Origin of the sequence: Sphingomonas sp. Sph1(2015), assembly GCF_001970915.1 — a bacterium.
Lineage (GTDB): Bacteria > Pseudomonadota > Alphaproteobacteria > Sphingomonadales > Sphingomonadaceae > Sphingomonas > Sphingomonas parapaucimobilis.
In genome coordinates, this window is sequence record NZ_MQUI01000011.1 from 39,247 (window position 1) to 53,641 (window position 14,395).

Genomic DNA, 14,395 nt, shown 5'->3' on the forward strand with positions numbered 1-14,395 from the left:
CGCGAGCGGGGAGGATTGAGGTTTACCGCCCCACCCAGTCGGCAACCTGCTGGGCGACCTGGTTCGCCGCCTGGTTCAGTGCCGGGCCGACGCTCTCATTGTCGATCTTGCCGACCGGTACGCGCGCCTCGAAACGACGCTTTTCGATGGTCGTCTGGCCGTCGCGTTGCAGCGTGGCGTCGAACACCACCGCCGCGTCGCGACGGGTGGCGTCCATGCCGAACTGGCGCAGCTCGCCGCCCAGACGGGCGCCCGGATCGCCGATCGAATCCCGCGACGACAGCACGATACGCCCCGCCCGCGCGGTCAGCGTGTCGGCCATCAGCCGGGCGAACAGCCGCGTCGGCGGCTCGGCCCATTGCGCATCCTTCACATAGGCGATGCTGGTCGCATTCTCCTGCACCGGCACGCGCGCGGTCGCCAGCTCCTGCGGCGAGGATGGCACCTGGATGGTGATCGACTTGCCCGGCCCGGAATCCTGCGTCTGCCCCACGCTCGGTGCCGACTGCGCCTGAAGCGTCAGCAGCGAGGGCGGCGGCTTGGCGCCGAAGCTGATGCAGCCGGCGAGCGGAAGCGATGCGAGCATCACGATCAGCGGAGTCTTCATGACGGTCCTCATCGGCATCCTCACTTGCCCTTATAGTCCGGCAGCTTCTGCTGCCCGATCAGCGACCCTGCACCCTGCTGGTCGACCTTTTCGGCGACCGCCGACAGCGACTGGGTCATCACCCGCAGGTCCTTCACCAGACGATCGACCTCGGGCACGGTCTGCTTCGAGAAGGTCTGCAGGCCCGGCCGCGCATCGCCGATCGCGGCGTTCAGCGTGTCGGCGCTCTTCTGTGCCGAGGCGATGGTGCGGTTCAGATTGGCGATGGTCGGCTTCACATCCTCGGCCAGGATGCCGTTGGTGGTCGCCGCCAGCTGGCCGATCGACTGCGCCGCGTCACCCGCCTGCTGGATCGCCACGCGGGTTTGGGCCAGCGTCGCGGCGATCTCCGGCCCGCGATCGGCGAGCGCGTCGGTCAGGCGGTTGGTATTGTCCAATATGCCCGCGATCGACGCCTGGTTGCGATCCGACAGCAAGCCGGTCAGCCGCTCGGTCAGCGTCGACAGTCGCTCCAGCAGCTGCGGCGCGGAGTTCAGGATCGCGCCGATACCGCCCTGCTTGGTCGGGATGACCGGCACGCCGTACGGACACACGGTCTTGTTCTCCGGCACCGGACAGGCGATCGGCGGCGCGCCTTTGCGCGCGCCATCCAGCGAGATGGTGCTGGTGCCGGTGAAGCTGGCCGAGATCGACGCGGTGGTCCCTTGCAGGATCGGCGTCTGTTCGTTGACCGCCACGCGGACCCGCACGAACTGCGGATCGGGACGCCACAGCGCGATTTCCTTCACCTGGCCCGAGGGCACGCCCGAATAGGTGACCGCCGAGCCCTTGGCCAGGCCGTCCACCGACTGGCGGAAGAAGATGTCATATTCCTTCTCCGACGTGCCGCCCAACCGGGCGATCCAGACGGTGAAGATGGCCAGCACTGCGAGCAGGATCAGCACGACAGAGCCGACAAGGACGTGGTTCGAACGGGTTTCCATCAGCGTGTCCCTGCTTCGCCTCTCGCATGGGCATCGGCCGCTTTGCCCTGGGAATGTTGTCCCGTGGCATCGGCATCGACTTCGGTGGGGTGGCGCGCGGCGTCCGCGTCCGCCGAACGGGGGCGGATGTCCGCCACCTCGTCCTTGGCGGCGATGGCGGCGCGGCCGCGCGGCCCCTTGAAATATTCCTCGATCCACGGATGGTCGAGCGCGATCAGCTCATCGATCGTGCCGACGGCGATCACCTTCTTGTCCGCCAGCACCGCCACCCGGTCGCAGATCGCATAGAGCGTATCGAGGTCGTGGGTGATCAGGAAAACGGTCAGCCCCAGCGTCTTCTGGAGCGACGCGATCAACTGGTCGAACGCCGCCGCACCGATCGGGTCGAGGCCCGCAGTCGGTTCGTCGAGGAACAGGAGTTCGGGGTCGAGCGCCAGCGCCCGCGCCAGACCCGCCCGCTTCTTCATGCCGCCCGACAGCTCGGCTGGATATTTCGGCCCGGCATCCGCGGGCAGGCCGGTCATCACGACCTTGTAGGACGCGATCTCGTCCATCAGCGCCGGGGGCAGGTCGCGATAGAATTCGCGCAACGGCACCGCGACATTCTCCGCGACGGTCAGCGTCGAGAACAGCGCGCCGCCCTGGAACAACACGCCCCAGCGCTTGCGCACGTCGATCGCCTCGGTGGCTTCACGGCCGATGGTCGGCTCGCCGAACACGGTGATCTCGCCCGCATCGGGGGTCTGGAGGCCGATGATCGTGCGCATCAGCACCGACTTGCCGGTGCCCGACCCGCCGACCACGCCCAGGATCTCGCCCTTGCGCACGTCGAGGTCGAGCCCGTCATGGATGACCTGCTCGCCAAAGCTGTTGCGCAGGCCCCGGACCTGGATGAGATGTTCGTCCTGCTCGGCCATCAATCCCATCCGATCCAGGTGAAGAAGACCGCGAAAAACGCGTCGAGCACGATCACCAGGAAGATCGCCTGCACCACCGCCGCCGTGGTGCGCAGGCCGACCTGCTCGGCATCCGACTTGACCTGCATCCCCTGGAAACAGCCCGCGATCGCGATGATCGCGCCGAAGACGGGGGCCTTGATCAGGCCGACATACAGGTCGGTGATCGGCACCACTTCGCGGATGCGCGCGATGAAGGTGACCGGCGGGATGCCCAGCGACACCGCCGCCAGGAAACAGCCGCCGATCATCGCGATCAGCGAGGAATAGAAACCGAGCAGCGGCATCAGCGTCACCGCCGCGATGGTGCGCGGCACCACCAGCGCCTCCATCGGCGAGACGCCGATGACGCGCATCGCGTCGATTTCTTCCGTGAGCTTCATCGTACCGAGTTGCGCGGCAAAGGCCGAGCCGGAACGCCCGGCGACCATGATCGCGGTCATCAGCACGCCCAGTTCGCGCAGCGTCAGGCGGCCGACCAGGTTGATGGTGAACACCTCCGCACCGAACTGGCGAAGCTGCACCGCGCCCTGCTGGGCGATGACGATGCCGATCAGGAAGCTCATCAGGCCGATGATCGCGAGTGCGGAAACGCCGACCGTCTCGAACTCATGCACCACCGCGTTGAAGCGGAAGCGACGCGGATGACGGATCACCGCCAGCCCGGCCAGAACCGTCGCGCCCATGAAGCCGAGCAGGCCGTACAGCGTCTGGAGCGTCGCGACGACCGCATCGCCGACCTCGCCCGCCACGCGCGCGAAGGGGCTGACGGGCTTGGGACGCATCGCGACCGGCTGATCCGCTTCGGTGACCTTGGCGAACAGGTGGCGCTGGTCTTCGTCCAGGCCATCGATGGCGGCATCGTTGCGCGCGGCGAAACGGTGGATCAGCCAGGCGCCGACCGTGTCGATCCGGTCGACCTGCGACAGGTCGATCCGTCGGACGCCTCCATCCTCACGGTCCAACCGCTCGGGCAGGTCGCCCAGGGTCGCCAGCGAAAGGCTGCCGGTGAAGCGCAGGGCTCCCCCGTCGGCCGGGTCATGTTGATAATCGGCCTTGGCGTTCATCAACTGCCTCTTTGCGGGAAAGCGGGTGTATCGACAAGGCGCTTCGTTCCCACGACGAATCGACCAGCGGCAGTAATTATACGAGCGCGTGACGTTTTCATAGCAGGCGATCCAGCAGATGCAGGATCAGGCCGACACTGCCGCCCACCAAGGTCCCGTTGATGCGGATATATTGCAGGTCGCGGCCCACCGCATTCTCGAGCCGCGAGGTGACGGTATCCGCATCCCAGCCGCGTACCGTCTCCGACACCAGCCGGACGATGCCGTCGCCATAATCGGCGGCGATGCCCGCGACCGCGCGGCGGACGAAGCGGTTGATCGTCGCCGCCAGCCGGGGATTGTCCTGCAGCGTCTGGCCCAGTTGCCGCATCGCATCGCCCAGCCGCCCGGCGGTCACCGCCTGCGGATCGCGCGCCATGCGCAGCAAGGCCTCGCGCGCCTGTTCCCACAGGCCGTCCAGCCAGCGCTGCATCGCCGGATTGGCGATCAGCTCGGCCTTCATCGCCTCCACCCTGGCGCGCATGTCGGGATCATATTGCAGGTCCCAGGCGAGGCGATCCAGCCCTTCCTCGATCTTCTGGCGCAGCGGATGCTCGCGATCCTCGGCGACGTCGTGGAGCAGCTTGTGCAGCCCGTCGATCAGCTTGTCGGCCAGCGTCTCGTCCAGCCCGGTCCAGCGCAGGATCGCCCCCGCCCGTTCATGCACCATCGCCCGGACGATCGCTTCGTTGGCGTCGAGCGCGGAGGCCGCCCAGCGCAGCACCGAATCGAGCAACGGCAGATGCCGCCCTTCGGCGATGCTGGCCTTCAGCAACTGGCCCAGTATCGGTGCGACCTCGGTGGCGCGCAACCGTGCGCCGATGCCCGCCTTCACCATGCCGCCCAGCCGCTGCGGGTCGAAGGCGGTCAGCATCTCGGCGAACAGCCGCGACGCCCCGCGCCGGATGCGCCCGCCTTCCTGCGGCGGTTGCGCCAGCCAGCGCCCCGCCGCGCCCGCGACGTCGAGCCGGACCATGCGCCGCGCGACGACGCGCGGGATCAGGAAATTGGTGCGCAGGAAATTGGCGAGCGTGTCGCCGATCCGGTCCTTGTTGCGCGGCACGATCGCTGTGTGCGGGATCGGCAGGCCCAGCGGATGGCGGAACAGCGCGGTGACGGCGAACCAGTCGGCCAGTCCGCCGACCATCGCCGCCTCGGCAAAGGCGCGGACATAGCCCCAGGCGGGATGCATGGGCTGCATCGCCCGCGACACCAGATACAGCGCCGCCATGCCGACCAGCAGCCCCGTGGCCACGACCCGCATCTTCCGCAGGGCGGCTGGAACGGTCTGGCTACCCCCCGATCGCATTGCGAGTTCCATCAATCAGGACAATTCGCGAAGGACGGCTTTGTTCAAGAGGAATCTTTCCCCAGCGTAACGAAACGGGGCGGATACGATCCTCCCCGGCTCGGGGAGGTGGCAGGGCGTCAGCCCTGACGGAGGGGGGCTGCCACACTGGTTGCCCTTCGTGGCGCTCCCCCTCCACCATCCTTCGGATGGTCCCCCTCCCCGTGCCGGGGAGGATTCACTCCGCCGGATCGTAGCCCAGCTTGCCCGTCGCGGGCGGCAGCGCGGGACCACCGGCAGGCCCCTCGATCACCGGCCCGCTGCCCAGCTCGTCGCCGGGCCTGTAGGTCAGCAGGCGTCGACCCAGGCGCGACCCGATCCAGCGCTCGACACCGACCGACAGGCTGAAGGCGGCAGGGACGATCAGCAGGGTCAGGACGGTCGACAGGGCAAGCCCGCCGATCACCGTCACGCCCATCGGGCTGCGCCACGATCCGTCACCGCCCAGCGACAGCGCGGTCGGGATCATGCCCGCGACCATGGCGACCGTCGTCATCACGATCGGCTGGGCGCGCTTGTGCCCGGCATCCAGCACCGCCTCGCGGATCGGCACGCCCTTGGCGATCTCCTCCAGCGCGAAGTCGATCAGCAGGATCGAGTTCTTCGCGACGATGCCCAGCAGCATCAGCAACCCGATATAGACCGGCAGCGACAGCGGATTGCCGCTGAAATACAGCGCCAGCAAGCCACCCAGCGGGGCCAGCAGCAGCGACGCCATGTTGACGAAGGGCGGCAGGAAGCGGCGATAGAGCAGCACCAGCACCGCGAAGACCAGGAACACCGCCGAGATGATGGCGGTGAAGAAGTTGGCCATCATCTCCGCCTGCATCTTGGCCTGGCCCAGCACCATCTCGCTGACCCCCATGGGCAGGTTCTTCATGATGGGCAGGTCGTGGACCCTCTTCATCGCGTCGCCGCTGATGACGCCCTTGGCCAGGTCGGCGCCGACCGTCACCTGACGCCGCTGGTTCACGCGGTCGATCTGGGTAGGCCCTGCGCCCAGGCCGATCTCGGCGACGACGCTCAGGGGCACCGAGCCGCCGGTCTGGGTCTGCACCGGCAGGTTCTGGATGGTGGACAGGCGCGCGCGGGCATTCTGGTCCAGCGCGACGCGGATCGGCACCTGACGATCGGACAGCGAGAAGCGGGCCGAGTTCTGGTCGATATCGCCCAGCGTCGCGATGCGGATCGCGCTCGACAGCGCCTGCGTCGTCACGCCCAGATTGGCCGCCAGGTCGAGGCGCGGGCGGATGATGATTTCCGGCCGGTCGAGATTGCCGACGATGCGCGGCGCGACGAGGCCGGGCAGCGTGCCCATCTGCGCCACGATCTTGTTGGCGGTGTCGCGCAGCACGGCGGGATCGTCGCCGCCCAGCGTGATGGTCAGGTCGCGCCCGCTCGAACCCCAGCCGAATTGCGACTGGAACGATACGCGCGCATCGGGGATCGCCGCCAGTTCGGGGGCCAGCGACCGTTCGAAGTCGGTGCTCTTCATCGAGCGATCCTCCTTCAGCGTCGCGACGACGCGGCCATTGCCGACGCCGGTGCGCGAATAGACGGACTCGACGTCCGGCTGCTTCTTCAGGAAGGACGCGACCTGCTTCACGACCCTGTCGGTCTGGGCCAGCGTCGTGCCGGGCACCATCTCGATCTTGGCGACCGCCTGGTCGTTATCCTGGGGCGGCTGGAAGGTCTTGGGGATGATCGCGAACATCGCGATGGTCAGCGCGAAGGCGCCGAAGCCGATGCCGATCACCCACAGGCGGTGATCGCGGAACCGCCCGAAGAAGCGCCGCACGACACCGCGCCGTACGCCATCGGTCGGCCGGTCATAACGCAGCGACCAGCGCAGCGTCGCCATATAGGCGTCCATCAACCTGCCCTCGCCATGGCTGGCATGCCCTGCGGACTTCAGGAAATAGGCCGCGATCATCGGCGTGATCAGGCGCGCGACGGCCAGGCTCATCAGCACCGAGACGACGACGGTCAGGCCGAAATTCTTGAAATACTGGCCCGGAACGCCCGGCATCAGTGCGACCGGCAGGAACACCGCGACGATCGCCATGGTGGTAGCAAGCACCGCGAGGCCGATTTCGTCCGCCGCGTCGATCGACGCCTGATAGGCGGATTTGCCCATGCGCATGTGGCGCACGATATTCTCGATCTCCACGATCGCATCGTCGACCAGCACGCCCGCCACCAGGCTGAGCGCCAGCAGCGTCATCTGGTTCAGCGTGAAGCCCAGCAGGTCCATGAACCAGAAGGCCGGGATCGCCGACAGCGGAATGGCCAGCGCCGAGATCACCGTCGCGCGCCAGTCGCGCAGGAAGATGAAGACGACGATGACGGCCAGCACGGCGCCCTCGATCATCGCGTGGATGGCGCTTTCATATTGCGCCTCGGTATATTTCACGCTGTTCGAGCGGAGGACGAACTTCACCTCCGGGTTGCGCTTTTCCAGCGCCTTCAGCTTCTCGACCGCGCCGTTGAAGACGCTGACGTCCGACGCGCCCTTGGCGCGCTGGAAGTCGAAGCTGATGACCTGCCGCCCGTCGACCGCCGCCTGCGAACGCTGTTCGGCATAAAGATCGCGCACGGTGGCGATGTCGGCCAGCCGGACGGTGCGGCCGCCGCGCACGTTGATCTGGGTCTGGCCCAGGTCATAGGCGTTACGCGCATTGCCCAGCACGCGGACCGCCTGTTCGGTGCCCGCAATCTCCGCGCGGCCGCCCGCCGCGTTCAGGTTGGTCATGCGCAGCTGCGCATTGACCTCGCTGGCGGTGAGGCCCTGCGCCTGGAGCTTCAGCGGATCGAGGATCACGCGGATCTCGCGCGTCACGCCGCCGTTGCGGATGACCTTGGACAGGCCCGGAACCGACAACAGCTCCTTGGTGACATTGTTGTCGATATACCAGCTGAGCTGCTCGGGCGTCATGTTGGACGCCACCGCCGAATAGCTGGCGAGGTCGTTGTCGGTCGAATCGACGCGGATCACCTGCGGCTCGAGGATGCCGTCGGGCAGCATCGAGCGGATCTGGGTGATCGCATCGCGGGCATCGCTGACCGCGCGGTCGATGGGGGTGCCGATGTCGAGCTGGACCAGCGTCTGCGACGTGCCCTCGGTCACGGTCGAGGTGATCTGGTCGACACCCTGCAAGTTCCGCAACGCCGCCTCGACCCGCTGGGTGACCTGCGTCTCCAGTTCGGTCGGGGCCGCACCCGGCTGGTTCACGACGACCACGACGATCGGGAAATCGATGTCGGGGTCGTTGTTCACGTCCATCCGCATGAAGCTGACGATGCCCGCCAGGGTCAGCGCGACGAACAGGACGATCGGCGGAACGGGGTTCCGGATCGCCCAGGCCGAGATGTTGCGGAAACTCATCTTACTTGGCCTCCTGGCCGCCAAGGATCGGGCGGACCAGCTGCCCGGCCGCCAGGAAGCCACCCGCCGACCGCACCACCCGCTCGTCACCCTTCAGGCCCGAGGCGATGGTCACGCCGTCGTCGGACACCTGACCGATCTTAACGTCACGGCGCGCGACCTTGTTGTCGGCCCCGACGATATACACGAAGCTGCCCTTGTCGTCGCTCTGGATCGCCGAGTCCGGCAGGACCGGGGCATGGCCCGCGCCGCCACGGATCGTCGCCGCGGCGAAACCGCCGGGGCGCAGCGCCGGGTCATAGGACAGGGCGATGCGGGCGATACCCTGACGCGTCTGCGGGTCGATGACGGGCGACACCTGCCACACCTCACCCTTGAAGCTCTTGTCGCCGCCGACCGGGGTGACGGTCGCGGGCGCACCGACCGACAGGCCGACCAGGTCCGCCTCGGCCAGCTGCGCGCGCAGCTCCATCTGGCCGCCCATCGCCATGCGGAACAGCACGCCCGAGCCCGAGCTGACGATCTGGCCCGGCTCGGCGGCGCGGGTCAGGATCAGGCCCTCGGCGGGCGCGCGGATGTCGAGGCGGCCGTTGCGCGCCAGGGCTTCCTTGTAAGAGGCCTGCGCCTGCCGGACGCGCGCGGCGGCGGCATCGCGGGTCGCGGCGCGGCGCTGGAGGTCCGCCTTGGAGATGAAACCGCGATCGACCAACTGCTGGGCGCGGTCGAGTTCGGCCTGCGCGATCTTCTGATCCGACTGGGCCACCGCGATCTGCGCATTCAAGGCCGAGGCGGTCTGGGTCTGCACCGAGCGGTCGACGGTCGCCAGAACCTGCCCCGCGCGGACCCACTGGCCGGGTTCGACCAGGACGCGGGTGATCATGCCCCCCTCGCCCGCGACGCCGACCGGCATTTCGCGGCGCGCGGCCAGCGTGCCGGTGGCCGAGATCACGCGGCTGACCGCCTGCTGGCCGGGAACGACGACGGTGATGTTGGGCACCTGCGTGCCTGCACCGGCACCTTGCGCCGCCTCATGCTTCTTGGGCGCGAACAGCAGCCAGCTCGCCAGCGCCAGCACGACCACCACCGCGACGATCCAGATCCAGCGCCGGCGTGGCGTGGATACCGGCCCCTCCAGCTCCAGATGCCGGCCGCCACCGATCGCCCCCGTCTCGTAATTCATGTTCGTCATCGATCCCCGAACCGCATCCATCGTGCGCCCATTGCCATGCAGGATGCGCCCATGGCCGCTGTGTTATAGAAATATAGCACACCACTCAAGTGTCTTTTGGTACGCTGCAATTACGGCGGCTCCAAGGTCGGCGCGGTGCGTTCATCATGTGTTTTGCCATCAGGCGTCAAAGCCATGGGCAATCATCATACGGGAGATGTCGATGACCAAATATCTGCTTCTGGCCGCTCTGGCCCCCGCGGCGCTGGCGCCGATGACGGCGACCGCCCAGACCGCGCCCACCACGGTCGAGCCGCTGGTGCCCGCCGCCGGGACCGTGCTGGACGTGTCGGCCGAGGGGCGAACGACGCGCGTGCCCGACCTCGCGACGATTCGGGCGGGCGTGGTCAGCCAGGGTGCGACCGCCGCCGCCGCGCTGTCCGACAATGCGCAGCGCATGGCGCGGGTGCTCGCCGCCGTGAAACGCGCCGGGATCGCCGACCGCGATATCCAGACCGCGACGGTGCAGCTCCAGCCGCAATATCGCTATGGCGAGAATGTCCCGCCCGCCATCACCGGCTATCAGGCGACCAACACGATCAGCGTCCGTTTCCGCGATGTCGCCAAGTCGGGCAGCGTCCTCGACGCACTGGTCGCGCAGGGGGCGAACCAGATCGACGGTCCCAATCTGTCGATCGACAAGCCCGACGTCGCCCTGGACGAAGCGCGGGCCGATGCCATCCAGCGCGCCCGCGCCCGGGCCGAGCTTTACGCCAGGGCGGCGGGTATGCGCGTGGCGCGGATCGTGTCGATCACCGAAAATGGCGCGGATGCGGGCGGCCCCCAGCCGCCGATGATGCTCCGCGCCTCGGCGATGCGTTCGGACACCATGGAAAAGACCAGTATCGCGCCGGGTGAGCGCGACGTGACCGTCAATGTCTCGGTCCGCTTCCTGCTGAACTGAACGTCACCGCCCCCAATGCCTTTACCGGCATGGGGGCGGCCCTTCCGGCGGACGGATCGAGAACCACGCCATACCGGACCCACGAAAAAGGGCCGCCCGGTTTCCCGGACGGCCCTTTTCGGCTCAACGAGCGAGTGCGTTTATTAACGCACCCGACCGCGACGAACCAGGTTCACGATCGCCAGCAGGACGACGGCGCCCAGCAGCGAAACGAGGAACGAGGTCAGCGTCAGACCGGCATTGTTGATCGAACCGCCTGCAAAGATCAGGCCGCCGATGAACGCGCCGACGACACCGACGACGATATTCAGAAAGATGCCCTGCTGAGCATCGGTACGCATGATGATGCTGGCCAGCCAGCCAATGACACCACCGACGATAAGCCACAGGATAATACCCATTGTCTTTCCCTCCGTTGGGCCCGCGAGCGGGACACGGGGAAAAGACGTGCGAATGTGGCTATTGTTCCGTGGCCGTACCGGCAATTCGACGAAGCGTTTTCGGGAATGTCAACGATGCGATCGTTTTTATTCGGGCCTTTGCGTGGGGCTCAGTATTTCTGCTGGCGCTCGTAGAGCGAGCGATAATGCTGGATGCGGGTGACGCGCAGGCCCGGCATTCCCGAACGGTCGATGGCACGCTGCCACCCGGCGAATTCCTCGACGGTCAGGCCATAACGGTCGCAGACCTCGTCGACCGAAAGCAGCCCGCCATTGACGGCCGCGACCACCTCCGCCTTGCGACGGACGACCCAGCGCGTCGTGCTGGGCGGCGGCAGGGTATCGAGCGTCAGCGGTTCGCCGAGCGGCCCGATTACCTTGGCAGGGCGGATCTTCTGGTTCTCGATCATCATCAAACCTCGTCGGGGCTCCCTACCCCATGTCGTCTATCGGGCCGCTCTACCATGTGCCCTTGAACATCGCCTAAAATCGAAAGGTTAACGGATCATTCATTCCTGGTCCATCCGACGATGGCCCGCGCCATCGGCCCGTTGAACGCCCCGTCGAGCGGCGCGAACAGCATCGGATCGGGGGACACGCGGGCGAAACCGGCCTGCACCGCGGCGGTCGGGCTGGCCGCCTGCCGCGCTGTCGCACCGACCATCAGCACGGCCAGGTCCGGCGGCAGCACCGTCAGTTCGGTATCCCGATCGAAACGGTTGAAACTCAGGTCCAAAAGCGCGGTCCAATCCCGGTGGGTGAGTGCCCTTGTTATCGACGGGATATGAAAGTCGGGTAAAGGCCGAAAACTATTCTCACTTTTTCAAGAAGCCCGGCCCTTCTCCGTTCGAAAGGGCGCTTCGCTATTTTGCATGACGCGCGCGAAAGGCGTATGGGGGCGACCATGGAGCAGATGGTGGACTTTCAGCTTGGGGGCGATCCCCAGGCCAAGCGGATCGTGGTCGCGATGTCGGGCGGTGTCGACAGCTCGGTCGTGGCCGCGCTCGCCCATGCCACGGGGGCCGAGACGATCGGCGTCACCCTGCAACTCTACGACCATGGCGAGGCGGTGGGCCGCGCGGGTGCCTGCTGTGCGGGCCGCGACATCCGCGACGCCCGCGCCGTGTGCGACCGGCTGGGCATCGCGCATTATGTCTTCGACCATGAAGACAGTTTCCGCACCCAGGTGGTCGATCGCTTCGCCGACGAATATCTGGCCGGGCGCACGCCGATCCCCTGCGTCCAGTGCAATATGGGGCCGAAATTCACCGACCTGCTGAAACTGGCCCGCGACCTGGGCGCGGACTGTCTGGCAACCGGCCATTATGTCCAGCGGGTCGAAGGCGCGAACGGCGCGGAACTGCATCGCGGCGCCGATCCGGCGCGCGACCAGAGCTATTTCCTGTTCGCGACGACGCAGGAGCAGCTGGACTTCCTGCGCTTCCCGCTCGGCGCTCTCCCTAAGTCGCGGGTCCGCGAGATCGCCGCTGAACTGGGTCTGGGCGTCGCCGCCAAGCCGGACAGCCAGGATATCTGTTTCGTGCCCGATGGCGACTATGCGGGGCTGGTCAAGAAATTGCGTCCGGAAGCGGATACGCGCGGCGATATCGTCGACCTGACGGGCGCCAAGCTGGGCGAGCATCGCGGCCTGATCCACTATACGGTCGGCCAGCGGCGCGGGCTGGAGATCGGCGGCAGCCCCGAGCCGCTCTATGTCGTCCGGCTGGAGCCCGATACCAGGCGCGTCGTCGTCGGCCCGCGCGTCGCGCTGGCGGTGGAGGCGGCGCGGCTGACGGCCATGAACATCCTCGGCCCGCTCGACGGCCCGGTGTTCGCCAAGGTCCGCTCCATGGCCAAGCCGGTGCCCGCCCGCATGGTCGGCGACCGGCTGGTCTTCGATACGCCCGAATATGGCGTGTCGCCGGGCCAGGCGGCGGTGCTCTATGACGGCGACCGGGTGCTGGGCGGCGGCTGGATCGCCGAGACCGAGGCGGCACGCATCGCCGCCTGAGGCGTTGATCCGGGCATGACCGCCCCGACCCTCGAAGACCTGCGCCGCCAGATGGAGGCCGCCGCCGAACGCCTCGACTTCGAGGAGGCGAAGCGTTTACGCGACCGCATCAACCTGCTTCGCGGCGGCGCGGAGGATGTCGCCGTCGACACCAGCGGCCTGACCCGCCAGCAGCCCGGCGCCATGGGTCTCGGCACCAGCCAGTCGCGCCCGGAACGCCCCGAAGGCTGGGTGCCGCCGAAAAAGCCCGATCCGATGACCAAGGGACGCGGGCGGCGTCAGGGTTAGCAGCTCGGAGACGTCAGGGGCGTTCACCTGCCCGCAGCAATCTTTGCGGAAGCCAGTCGTCGATCACGCGCAGCGTCGCCGGATCGGAAATCGGCCAGCCAGCATAGTCCTTCTTCCCCGAAGGCGTCGTGACGAGCGGTTTGAAGCCATGTTCGACATCCGGCATCTCAACGATCATGGCATCGTGATTCTTCGCAAGGGCGCGCCGCGCTTCAGGCATACTGAGCGCGGTGGAGACCGTCGTGTCGTTGGCGGCATAGATGGCGAGCACGGGCACCTTGACCTGCGCGAGATTGGCATTGGCGGCAACCGTATAGAGCGATGAGGTGGCAGGCTCGCTCAAGGTCTTGACAGCGCCGTCCGCCAGATCGGCGCGCCAGTTGGCCGCCACAAAGGACTGAACGACCGCGTCCCTTCGCGCAGCGATGGTGTTCGCCGAACGACCTCCCGTCAGGGCGTCCAGGTAGAGCCGCGTCGCCTCCACCACACGCTCCGCCGCCTTGGCACCCATCCCGCTTGCCGTCAGCTTGGCTCGCATACCGTCCAGAAACATCTGCCCGCGCTGCCCCGCTGGTGCTGCCAGCAGAACAAGCGCCACGACCGGAGGATTTTCGACCGCGAGCGCAGGCGCAATCACCGCCCCCTGGCTCAGGCCCAGAATGGCGATCCGGGCGGTATCGATTACGTCGGATCGCGACCGCAAATAGAGCAGCGCCGCGCGGGCATCCTGCCGAGCGACATCGATCGCGTCCTGAAAAATGCCGGTCGACTGGCCCACACCGCGCTTGTCGAAACTGAAAGTCGCGATCCCCTCTGAATTCAATTGCGCTTCCAGCAGGGGATAAATGCCATGGGGAGAAGCTCCTCCGCCCCCCAGCAGGAGAACGATCGGAGGGCGTTGCGAGGACTGGGCCGGGAGATGCAGTTCACCAGCCAGAACCACGCCGGGCGCTGACGGGATATGCGCCTGCTCCACTCGAACATTCGCATTGTCGGACGCCGGAAGGGTTGCAAGCGCCGCCCCCGGTAGCGACAAAACGAGACTTGTCAGTAAAACCCCTGCCAGATGCCGCGATCGTCCCATGGCGTCCTCCCCATATCACCGGCAGTCTGCTCTGCGGTGACGTGAGAGGCAATCG

14 protein-coding genes are annotated in these 14,395 nt (G+C 67.1%); 3 read left to right on the forward strand and 11 right to left on the reverse strand.

Annotation, left to right across the window (positions count from 1 at the left end; translation table 11 throughout):
- Positions 1-22 precede the first annotated feature (22 nt).
- From BSZ14_RS06705 to BSZ14_RS06735, 7 genes are all read right to left on the reverse strand, one after another.
- Positions 23-607 carry an ABC-type transport auxiliary lipoprotein family protein gene (locus BSZ14_RS06705; protein WP_083748150.1) on the reverse strand — a complete coding sequence of 195 codons (585 nt, stop codon included), beginning with the start codon at positions 605-607 and terminating at the stop codon, positions 23-25.
- 20 nt (positions 608-627) lie between these two features.
- Complete coding sequence (locus BSZ14_RS06710) at positions 628-1,590, reverse strand: MlaD family protein (RefSeq protein WP_042484001.1); 963 nt, start codon at positions 1,588-1,590, stop codon at positions 628-630.
- Entirely contained in the window at positions 1,590-2,507 is a 918-nt protein-coding gene (locus BSZ14_RS06715; RefSeq protein ID WP_076710333.1) for an ABC transporter ATP-binding protein, read from the reverse strand. The genes BSZ14_RS06710 and BSZ14_RS06715 overlap by 1 nt, the downstream gene beginning before the upstream one ends.
- A complete protein-coding gene (locus BSZ14_RS06720; protein ID WP_042483997.1) occupies positions 2,507-3,613 on the reverse strand; it encodes an ABC transporter permease in 1,107 nt (368 codons plus the stop codon). Before BSZ14_RS06720 ends, BSZ14_RS06715 begins: the two co-directional genes overlap by 1 nt.
- A 97-nt stretch (positions 3,614-3,710) precedes the next feature.
- The gene (locus BSZ14_RS06725) at positions 3,711-4,916 is read right to left on the reverse strand and encodes a DUF445 domain-containing protein (protein ID WP_042483996.1); all 1,206 of its coding nucleotides are present in this window, start codon (positions 4,914-4,916) and stop codon (positions 3,711-3,713) included.
- A gap of 262 nt (positions 4,917-5,178) precedes the next feature.
- Entirely contained in the window at positions 5,179-8,385 is a 3,207-nt protein-coding gene (locus BSZ14_RS06730; protein WP_042483994.1) for an efflux RND transporter permease subunit, read from the reverse strand.
- A 1-nt stretch (position 8,386) separates the two neighbouring features.
- Positions 8,387-9,565 carry an efflux RND transporter periplasmic adaptor subunit gene (locus BSZ14_RS06735; RefSeq protein ID WP_042484059.1) on the reverse strand — a complete coding sequence of 393 codons (1,179 nt, stop codon included), beginning with the start codon at positions 9,563-9,565 and terminating at the stop codon, positions 8,387-8,389.
- A 205-nt stretch (positions 9,566-9,770) separates the two neighbouring features.
- On the opposite strand from BSZ14_RS06735, the gene BSZ14_RS06740 reads away from it, so the two are divergent.
- The gene (locus BSZ14_RS06740) at positions 9,771-10,517 is read left to right on the forward strand and encodes an SIMPL domain-containing protein (RefSeq protein ID WP_076710334.1); all 747 of its coding nucleotides are present in this window, start codon (positions 9,771-9,773) and stop codon (positions 10,515-10,517) included.
- A gap of 143 nt (positions 10,518-10,660) precedes the next feature.
- Here the strand turns inward: BSZ14_RS06740 and BSZ14_RS06745 are convergent, their stop codons facing one another.
- The 3 genes from BSZ14_RS06745 to BSZ14_RS06755 form a co-directional block, all read right to left on the reverse strand.
- Positions 10,661-10,918 (reverse strand): GlsB/YeaQ/YmgE family stress response membrane protein, encoded by a 258-nt coding sequence (locus tag BSZ14_RS06745; RefSeq protein ID WP_042483991.1) that lies wholly within the window; start codon positions 10,916-10,918, stop codon positions 10,661-10,663.
- Positions 10,919-11,067: 149 nt separating this feature from the next.
- Positions 11,068-11,367, reverse strand: a complete 300-nt coding sequence (gene sciP / locus BSZ14_RS06750) for a CtrA inhibitor SciP (RefSeq protein ID WP_042484057.1) — start codon at positions 11,365-11,367, stop codon at positions 11,068-11,070.
- 95 nt (positions 11,368-11,462) lie between these two features.
- Positions 11,463-11,693: a hypothetical protein gene (locus BSZ14_RS06755; protein ID WP_042483990.1), complete on the reverse strand. Its 231-nt coding sequence runs from the start codon at positions 11,691-11,693 to the stop codon at positions 11,463-11,465.
- 177 nt (positions 11,694-11,870) lie between these two features.
- On the opposite strand from BSZ14_RS06755, the gene mnmA reads away from it, so the two are divergent.
- Both mnmA and BSZ14_RS06765 read left to right on the forward strand, forming a co-directional pair.
- Entirely contained in the window at positions 11,871-12,968 is a 1,098-nt protein-coding gene (gene mnmA, locus BSZ14_RS06760; protein WP_089413598.1) for a tRNA 2-thiouridine(34) synthase MnmA, read from the forward strand.
- Positions 12,969-12,983: 15 nt separating this feature from the next.
- On the forward strand, positions 12,984-13,256 hold the full coding sequence (locus tag BSZ14_RS06765; RefSeq protein WP_076710335.1) for a UvrB/UvrC motif-containing protein: 273 nt from the start codon (positions 12,984-12,986) through the stop codon (positions 13,254-13,256).
- A gap of 13 nt (positions 13,257-13,269) precedes the next feature.
- Here BSZ14_RS06765 and BSZ14_RS06770 read toward each other — a convergent pair whose 3' ends face one another.
- On the reverse strand, positions 13,270-14,340 hold the full coding sequence (locus BSZ14_RS06770; RefSeq protein ID WP_083748146.1) for an alpha/beta hydrolase: 1,071 nt from the start codon (positions 14,338-14,340) through the stop codon (positions 13,270-13,272).
- Positions 14,341-14,395 lie beyond the last annotated feature (55 nt).

What these genes read in the sequence shown, in the direction of transcription:
- BSZ14_RS06705 (WP_083748150.1), bottom strand. Translation starts at nt 607, where the DNA reads ATGAAGACTCCGCTGATCGTGATGCTCGCATCGCTTCCGCTCGCCGGC.
- BSZ14_RS06710 (WP_042484001.1), bottom strand. Translation starts at nt 1,590, where the DNA reads ATGGAAACCCGTTCGAACCACGTCCTTGTCGGCTCTGTCGTGCTGATC.
- BSZ14_RS06715 (WP_076710333.1), bottom strand. Translation starts at nt 2,507, where the DNA reads ATGGCCGAGCAGGACGAACATCTCATCCAGGTCCGGGGCCTGCGCAAC.
- BSZ14_RS06720 (WP_042483997.1), bottom strand. Translation starts at nt 3,613, where the DNA reads ATGAACGCCAAGGCCGATTATCAACATGACCCGGCCGACGGGGGAGCC.
- BSZ14_RS06725 (WP_042483996.1), bottom strand. Translation starts at nt 4,916, where the DNA reads ATGCGGGTCGTGGCCACGGGGCTGCTGGTCGGCATGGCGGCGCTGTAT.
- BSZ14_RS06730 (WP_042483994.1), bottom strand. Translation starts at nt 8,385, where the DNA reads ATGAGTTTCCGCAACATCTCGGCCTGGGCGATCCGGAACCCCGTTCCG.
- BSZ14_RS06735 (WP_042484059.1), bottom strand. Translation starts at nt 9,565, where the DNA reads ATGAATTACGAGACGGGGGCGATCGGTGGCGGCCGGCATCTGGAGCTG.
- BSZ14_RS06740 (WP_076710334.1), top strand. Translation starts at nt 9,771, where the DNA reads ATGTCGATGACCAAATATCTGCTTCTGGCCGCTCTGGCCCCCGCGGCG.
- BSZ14_RS06745 (WP_042483991.1), bottom strand. Translation starts at nt 10,918, where the DNA reads ATGGGTATTATCCTGTGGCTTATCGTCGGTGGTGTCATTGGCTGGCTG.
- sciP (WP_042484057.1), bottom strand. Translation starts at nt 11,367, where the DNA reads ATGATCGAGAACCAGAAGATCCGCCCTGCCAAGGTAATCGGGCCGCTC.
- mnmA (WP_089413598.1), top strand. Translation starts at nt 11,871, where the DNA reads ATGGTGGACTTTCAGCTTGGGGGCGATCCCCAGGCCAAGCGGATCGTG.
- BSZ14_RS06765 (WP_076710335.1), top strand. Translation starts at nt 12,984, where the DNA reads ATGACCGCCCCGACCCTCGAAGACCTGCGCCGCCAGATGGAGGCCGCC.
- BSZ14_RS06770 (WP_083748146.1), bottom strand. Translation starts at nt 14,340, where the DNA reads ATGGGACGATCGCGGCATCTGGCAGGGGTTTTACTGACAAGTCTCGTT.